The organism is Streptomyces sp. 6N223, assembly GCF_052246635.1.
In the GTDB taxonomy this organism is placed as follows: domain Bacteria; phylum Actinomycetota; class Actinomycetes; order Streptomycetales; family Streptomycetaceae; genus Streptomyces.
Map to the genome: position 1 here is coordinate 24,013 of NZ_JBQQCA010000072.1, position 6,667 is coordinate 30,679.

At 74.1% G+C, this 6,667-nt stretch carries 5 protein-coding genes; 2 read left to right on the plus strand and 3 right to left on the minus strand.

Annotated features, from left to right (window positions below; genetic code table 11):
• Window positions 1-215 precede the first annotated feature (215 nt).
• Window positions 216-1,235, minus strand: coding sequence for an SGNH/GDSL hydrolase family protein (locus tag ACTWQH_RS29715; RefSeq protein ID WP_443289886.1), 1,020 nt, complete (start codon window positions 1,233-1,235; stop codon window positions 216-218).
• A gap of 129 nt (window positions 1,236-1,364) precedes the next feature.
• On the opposite strand from ACTWQH_RS29715, the gene ACTWQH_RS29720 reads away from it, so the two are divergent.
• Complete coding sequence (locus ACTWQH_RS29720; protein ID WP_443289887.1) at window positions 1,365-2,747, plus strand: cystathionine beta-synthase; 1,383 nt, start codon at window positions 1,365-1,367, stop codon at window positions 2,745-2,747.
• A 377-nt stretch (window positions 2,748-3,124) separates the two neighbouring features.
• On the opposite strand, the gene ACTWQH_RS29725 is transcribed toward ACTWQH_RS29720, so the two are convergent.
• Together ACTWQH_RS29725 and ACTWQH_RS29730 are read right to left on the minus strand one after the other, a co-directional pair.
• Entirely contained in the window at window positions 3,125-3,571 is a 447-nt protein-coding gene (locus ACTWQH_RS29725; RefSeq protein ID WP_443289890.1) for a hypothetical protein, read from the minus strand.
• Window positions 3,572-3,639: 68 nt separating this feature from the next.
• Complete coding sequence (locus ACTWQH_RS29730; RefSeq protein WP_443289888.1) at window positions 3,640-4,950, minus strand: diaminopimelate decarboxylase; 1,311 nt, start codon at window positions 4,948-4,950, stop codon at window positions 3,640-3,642.
• Here ACTWQH_RS29730 and hutU point away from each other — a divergent pair.
• Entirely contained in the window at window positions 4,949-6,655 is a 1,707-nt protein-coding gene (gene hutU / locus ACTWQH_RS29735; RefSeq protein WP_443289889.1) for a urocanate hydratase, read from the plus strand. The two genes, ACTWQH_RS29730 and hutU, sit on opposite strands and share 2 nt — an antisense overlap.
• Window positions 6,656-6,667 lie beyond the last annotated feature (12 nt).

Genomic DNA, 6,667 nt, shown 5'->3' on the forward strand with positions numbered 1-6,667 from the left:
TCGGACGGGCCTTTGGTCCCGCGCGCCCCTGCACAACCCCCCTGAGCTGCGGCGTTCCGGACAGATAAGGCGTGCATCACATCACGGGCCCGCTTCGGTCTCGCTGGTATATACGCCGCCGGACCCCTCGCGCGCCCACCGCTCCTGTCGCGCCCATCATGCCAGGCGCGCCGGGCGCGCGGGCGCCTTTCGCGCGCCGGGGGAAGCCGCCCCCGTCACGTCACCGCGGCGTGGTCGGAGCTCTCCTCCGGCAGCCCGCGCCGCCTGCGCCGCCTGAGCAGCGCCCATGGCGTACGCCGCCCGCCGCGGTGGGCGGCGGCCACCTCGGTGCCGCTCTCCGCCGCCGCCCGCGCGGCGGCGTGCGCCACCGGCAGCAGCTGCTCCCTCGGCGGCACACCCGGCCGCCGCTCCTCCTCCGGCCAGACCCCGAGCGAGGCGCACAGCGTCGGCAGCATCGCCATCGCCGCCGTGGCGTACCCCTCGGCCGACGGGTGGTACCGGTCGGGGCCGAACAGCTCGCGCGGATTGGCCGCGAACTCCGGCCCCAGCAGTGCCCCCAGCGACACGGTCCGGCCGCCCAGCTCCACCACGGCGATGGTCTGGGCGGCCGCGAGCTGACGGCACAGCCGCCGCGCCAGCCAGCGCAGCGGCTGCCCCACCGGCTCCACCGAGCCCAGGTCCGGGCAGGTGCCCACGATCACCTGGCAGCCGGCGGTGCGCAGCCGCGTCACCGCCTCGGCCAGGTGCTTCACCGAACGCGCGGGCGGCATCCGGCCGGTGACGTCGTTGGCGCCGATCATGATCACGCACACGTCGGGCACCGGCGCGCGGCCCGGCTCGGTCAGCAGCAGCGAGACCTGCCGCTCCAGGTCGTCCGACTTGGCCCCGGGCAACGCCACGCAGTGCAGCTCCACGATGCGCTCCGAGACGGCGGCCAGCCCCGAGGCGAGCAGCGCGCCCGGCGTCTGCCCGACCCGGTGCACGCCGACCCCGGCGGCGGTGGAGTCGCCCAGCAGCGCCAGCCGCCACGGAGGCCCTGCCGTCGCCGCGAACGCCGTGCCGTACACGCCGTCGGCCACCGGCGGCTCGTCGTTGCCGCCGCCGCCCAGCCGCCGCTTGGCGTACTGCACCTCCGTCAGCAGCAACCCCGCCGCGGCGCCGCCGAGCAGACTGATGCCGCCGCCTCCGTAGGCGGCGGCCGTCGCGATCCTGCGTGCCACCCTCGCCCTTGACATGCGCGCTCCGCCTCCTCCCGTCTCCTACTGATGTGCTGCCCAGCGCGAGGTGTCGCGCAACGCAATAGGGTGCTGTCCTGTGCGGGCGTGTGACCCGAAACGGACATGCACGGATATACGGAGACCCAGGTGCAGTATTACGAGTCGGTGATCGACCTCGTCGGCAACACCCCGCTGGTGCGGCTCGGCCGGGTCACGGAGGGCATCGGCGCCACCGTGCTGGCGAAGGTGGAGTATTTCAACCCGGGCGGCTCGGTGAAGGACCGTATCGCGCTGAAGATGATCGAGGCCGCCGAGCGCTCCGGCGAACTGCGGCCCGGCGGCACCATCGTGGAGCCGACCTCCGGCAACACCGGCATCGGCCTGGCGATCGTCGCCCAGCAGAAGGGCTACCGCTGCGTCTTCGTCTGCCCGGACAAGGTCTCCACCGACAAGATCAACGTGCTGCGCGCGTACGGCGCCGACGTCGTCGTCTGCCCGACGGCCGTCGCGCCCGAGCACCCCGACTCGTACTACAACGTCTCCGACCGGCTCGTGCGCGAGACCCCCGGCGCGTGGAAGCCCGACCAGTACAGCAACCCGGGCAACCCGCTCTCGCACTACGAGACGACCGGCCCGGAGCTGTGGCGGCAGACCGACGGCCGCATCACGCACTTCGTCGCCGGGATCGGCACCGGCGGCACCATCTCCGGCGCCGGGCGCTACCTGAAGGAGGCCAGCGGCGGCCGGGTGCGGGTGATCGGCGCCGACCCCGAGGGCTCGGTCTACTCCGGCGGCAGCGGGCGGCCGTACCTGGTGGAGGGCGTCGGCGAGGACTTCTGGCCCGACGCCTACGACCGGGGCGTGGCCGACGACGTGGTGGCCGTCTCCGACAAGGACTCCTTCCAGATGACGCGGCGGCTGGCCCGCGAGGAGGGCCTGCTGGTGGGCGGATCCTGCGGCATGGCGGTGGTCGCGGCGCTGCACGTCGCCCGGGGCCTGACGTCCGAGGACGTGGTCGTCGCGCTGCTGCCGGACGGCGGGCGCGGCTACCTCAGCAAGATCTTCAACGACGAGTGGATGGCGGACTACGGCTTCCTGGAGGACGGCGAGCCGCAGCCGAGGGTCGGGGACGTGCTGCGGCGCAAGCAGGGCGAGATGCCCTCGCTCGTCCACATGCACCCGGACGAGACGGTGGGCGAGGCGATCGAGGTGCTGCGGGAGTACGGCGTTTCGCAGATGCCGGTGGTCAAGCCGGGCGCCGGGCACCCGGACGTGATGGCGGCCGAGGTGGTCGGCTCGGTGGTGGAACGCGAGCTGTTGGACGCGCTGTTCGCCAAGCGCGCGGCGCTGTCGGACCGGCTGGAGGAGCACATGAGCCCGCCGCTGCCGCAGGTCGGCTCGGGCGAGCCGGTCGGCGACCTGATGACGGTGCTGCGGGGGGCCGACGCCGCGATAGTGCTGGTGGAGGGGAAGCCGGTGGGGGTCGTCAGCCGCCAGGACCTGCTGGCGTTCCTCGCCGAGGGCGCGTGAGAGCCGCGTGGGCGAGCGGGGCGGGAGGGTGGCGAGAGGGTCGGGGGCCGGTGACTGCCGGGTGAGGGCCCGTCAGGAGACGGTAAACACGGATAACTGATGCCGAAGTGTCACGGGCGGGCAACGCCTCGTTAACACCCGTCCGGCAGAGTTATCGATGTCGGCACCAAGGACTTCCGGAGCGGCTCCCGGACCTCCCTGGTCGCCTGGACGCGAGGCCCCGACCCGGCCCGCGTCCCCGCGGGGACCGCCGTCGTCCCGCCCCTGGTGATTCGGTTCACCGGGGTGCGGCGGTCCCCGCCAGTCTCGTTTCCGCTGCCTGGCTCGTTCCGGTTCCGGTTCCGGTTTCAGTTCCGGTCCCTTGCCTGGCCGGGCCGTCAGTCCCAGTCGCCGTCGGGCTGCTGGTCGTGGCGCCGGAAGAAGCGGCCCCACGAGTAGCAGGCGTTGATGCCCACGATCCCGCCCCAGCAGACGAGGAGCCCGGCGAGCTCGGCCTGCGCGGCGGCGATCGCGGACAGCGGGATCGCCAGCACCATCGACAGCGCCGCCAGACCGAACGCCGGGCCCGGCCCGCGCGGCTCGGCGCCCTGCGGGGCCCGGCCGCCGCGCGCGATCACCATCTGCTGCTCGGCGAGCTGGCGGCGCAGCCGCTTCTCCACCGTGGCGTCGATGCGCTGCTCGACCTTCTCCAGGAACGACTCGACGAGCTCGGCCTCGTATGCCGCCCCGAGCTCCTTGCGGGTCTGCACGGCGGCATCGAGATCGCCCTTGAGGTCCCCGCCGAGCTCGGTGTCGCGGTCAAGACTGGGGTCACGGGAACTCATCATGTGCCTTACGGTAGCCAGCCCGCCGGGTGCGGGCAGGGGGGATAACCCCCCAACTTAGCGGTGGCCTACAGGTCCCCGCCGCACTCCGCCACCAGCTCCTCGACGGACTGGGCGCGGCGCACGACGGTGAAGGCGGCCTCGCGGCCCGGGCCGTCCGGCCAGAAACCGTATACAGCCGGGCGCGGCAGGGCGTTGTATCCAAAGGGCGTGGAGGCGTAGTACGCCCCCGTGTCGAGCAGCGCGACCAGGTCTCCGGGCGCCAGCTCGGGCAGGGCCCGGTCGCGGGCCACAAGATCGCCGGCGAAACAGCAGGGACCCGCCACGTCCTGCCGCAGCGGCGGGCCGGACTTGGGGCGTCCCTGGGCGTCGTAGGCGGCGACCCGGATCGGCCAGGACTCGGGAGCGAAGACGGTGCGGGTGGCGACCTGGGCGCCGGCGTGGGTGACGGCGATGGGGCGGCCGCCGGCCGACTTGGTGTACTCCACGCGCGCCAGGATCAGCCCGGCCTTGGCCAGCAGCGAGCGGCCGAACTCGGTGACCAGGCCGTAGCGCCCGTCGAACAGGCCGGGCACCTCGCGGCGCAGCAGGCGGGCGTAGTCGGCGAAGGTGGGCGTGGTCTCGTCGGAGCCGAAGTTGACCGGCAGGCCGCCGCCGATGTCGAGCGTGTCGATCCGCCGCTCGCCCGCGGCGGCGTTGATCTCCTCGGCCAGCTCGTAGGTGGCGCGCACCCCGGCGGCCATCCGCTCCAGCGCCACGCCCTGGGAGCCGACGTGGCAGTGGAGGCGGGTCAGCCAGGGCCGGTCCAGGAACGCCCGCACCACCCACGCGCGGGCGCCGGGGTCCGCGAGCGCGACGCCGAACTTCGAGGTGGCGGTCGCCGTGCTCATCGCCGCGATGCTGCCGCCGCCGAGCTGCGGATTGACGCGCATGCCGACGGGCCCGCGCGGTCCTCCAACGCCGATGAGCTCGTCGAGGCGGGCCAGCTCCTGGGGGTTGTCGGCGTTGAACGCGATGCCGAGGGCGAGCGCCTCGCGCAGCTCCGTGGGCGTCTTGGCGGGCGAGTCGAGCACGATGCGCTCCGGCGCCACGCCCCCCGCGCGCGCCAGGGCCAGCTCGCCGGGGCTGGCCACCTCGCAGCCGACGCGGAGCCCGTCCAGCAGCCGCAGCACCGGCACCAGGGAGCCCGCCTTGACGGCGAAGGTGTGCAGCACCGCCTGGCCGGGCGCGGTGACCTCGTCGAAGGCAGCATGGAGAGCGGCGGCCGCGTCGCGGATGGCCTGGATGTCGAGCAGCGCGGCCAGCGGATGCTCGTCGTCGAGGAGTCGCTGCGCCACGGCCGCCCGTACGGCGTGGTCGCGTCGGGAAGGATCCACCATGACAGACAGCCAAGCACGGCCCCCGGGAGACGCCATGACGGGACCCTCGCAACCGCACCGCGCCGTGCGCGCGCCGCGCGGCGCCACGCTCACCGCTCGCGGGTGGCCGCAGGAGGCCGCGCTGCGGATGCTGCGGAACAACCTCGACCCCGAGGTGGCCGAGCACCCCGACCGGCTCGTGGTCTACGGCGGCACCGGGAAGGCGGCCCGCGACTGGCGTTCCTTCGACGCCCTGGAGCGCACCCTGGCCACGCTCGGGGACGACGAGACGCTGCTGGTGCAGTCCGGCCGCCCGGTCGGGGTGATGACCACCCACGAGTGGGCGCCCCGGGTGCTGATAGCCAACGCCAACCTGGTGGGGGAGTGGGCCACCTGGGAGGAGTTCCGCCGCCTGGAGCGGCTGGGGCTGACGATGTACGGGCAGATGACGGCCGGATCGTGGATCTACATCGGCACGCAGGGCATCCTCCAGGGCACGTACGAGACGTTCGCGGCCGTCGCGGCCAAGCGCTTCGGCGGCTCGCTGGCCGGGACGATCACGCTCACGGCCGGGCTCGGCGGCATGGGCGGCGCCCAGCCGCTGGCCGTGACCATGAACGGCGGGGTCGCCGTCGTCGTCGACTGCGATCCACGCGCGATCGAGCGGCGCCTGGCCCACGGCTACCTCGACCGGCGGGCCGACAGCCCCGAGGAGGCGCTGCGGCTGGCCACCGAGGCGCGCGGCGCCCGACGCCCGCTGTCGGTCGGGGTGCTGGGCAACGCCGCCGAGGTCGTGCCCCGGCTGCTGGCCGAGGGCGCGCCCGTCGACATCGTCACCGACCAGACCTCCGCCCACGACCCGCTGAGCTACCTGCCGCTCGGCGTCGACTTCGCGGACATGGCGGAGTACGCCGCCACCAGGCCCGCCGAGTTCACCCGGCGGGCCCGGGAGTCCATGGCGCGGCACGTGGAGGCCATGGTCGGCTTCCAGGACGCCGGGGCCGAGGTCTTCGACTACGGCAACTCCATCCGCGGCGAGGCCCGCGCCGCCGGGTACGGCAGGGCGTTCGCCTTCCCCGGCTTCGTGCCCGCCTACATCCGGCCGCTGTTCTGCGAGGGCAAGGGCCCCTTCCGCTGGGCGGCGCTGTCCGGCGACCCCGCCGACATCGCCGCCACCGACCGCGCCATCCTCGACCTCTTCCCCGAGAACGAGTCGCTGGCCCGCTGGATCCGGCTCGCGGGCGATCGGGTCCGCTTCCAGGGCCTGCCCGCCCGCATCTGCTGGCTCGGCTACGGCGAACGCGACAAAGCGGGCGAACGCTTCAACGCCATGGTGGCGCGCGGCGACCTCGCCGCGCCCGTCGTGATCGGCCGCGACCACCTGGACTGCGGCTCGGTCGCCTCGCCCTACCGCGAGACCGAGGGCATGCGCGACGGCTCCGACGCCATCGCCGACTGGCCGCTGCTGAACGCCATGGTCAACGTCGCCTCCGGCGCCTCCTGGGTCTCCATCCACCACGGCGGCGGCGTCGGCATGGGCCGGTCCCTCCACGCCGGCCAGGTCACGGTGGCCGACGGCTCGCCCCTCGCGGGCGAGAAGATCCGCCGCGTGCTGACGAACGATCCGGGCATGGGCATCGTCCGCCACGTGGACGCCGGTTACGAGCGAGCCGAGCAGGTGGCCGCCGAGCACGGCGTCCGCGTCCCCATGCGGGAGGAGGCGTGACGGCCCCCGGAC

Bases quoted from the DNA above. Each gene is read 5' to 3' on its own strand.
- ACTWQH_RS29715 (WP_443289886.1), bottom strand. From the start codon at position 1,235: ATGTCAAGGGCGAGGGTGGCACGCAGGATCGCGACGGCCGCCGCCTAC.
- ACTWQH_RS29725 (WP_443289890.1), bottom strand. From the start codon at position 3,571: ATGAGTTCCCGTGACCCCAGTCTTGACCGCGACACCGAGCTCGGCGGG.
- hutU (WP_443289889.1), top strand. From the start codon at position 4,949: ATGACAGACAGCCAAGCACGGCCCCCGGGAGACGCCATGACGGGACCC.
- ACTWQH_RS29730 (WP_443289888.1), bottom strand. From the start codon at position 4,950: ATGGTGGATCCTTCCCGACGCGACCACGCCGTACGGGCGGCCGTGGCG.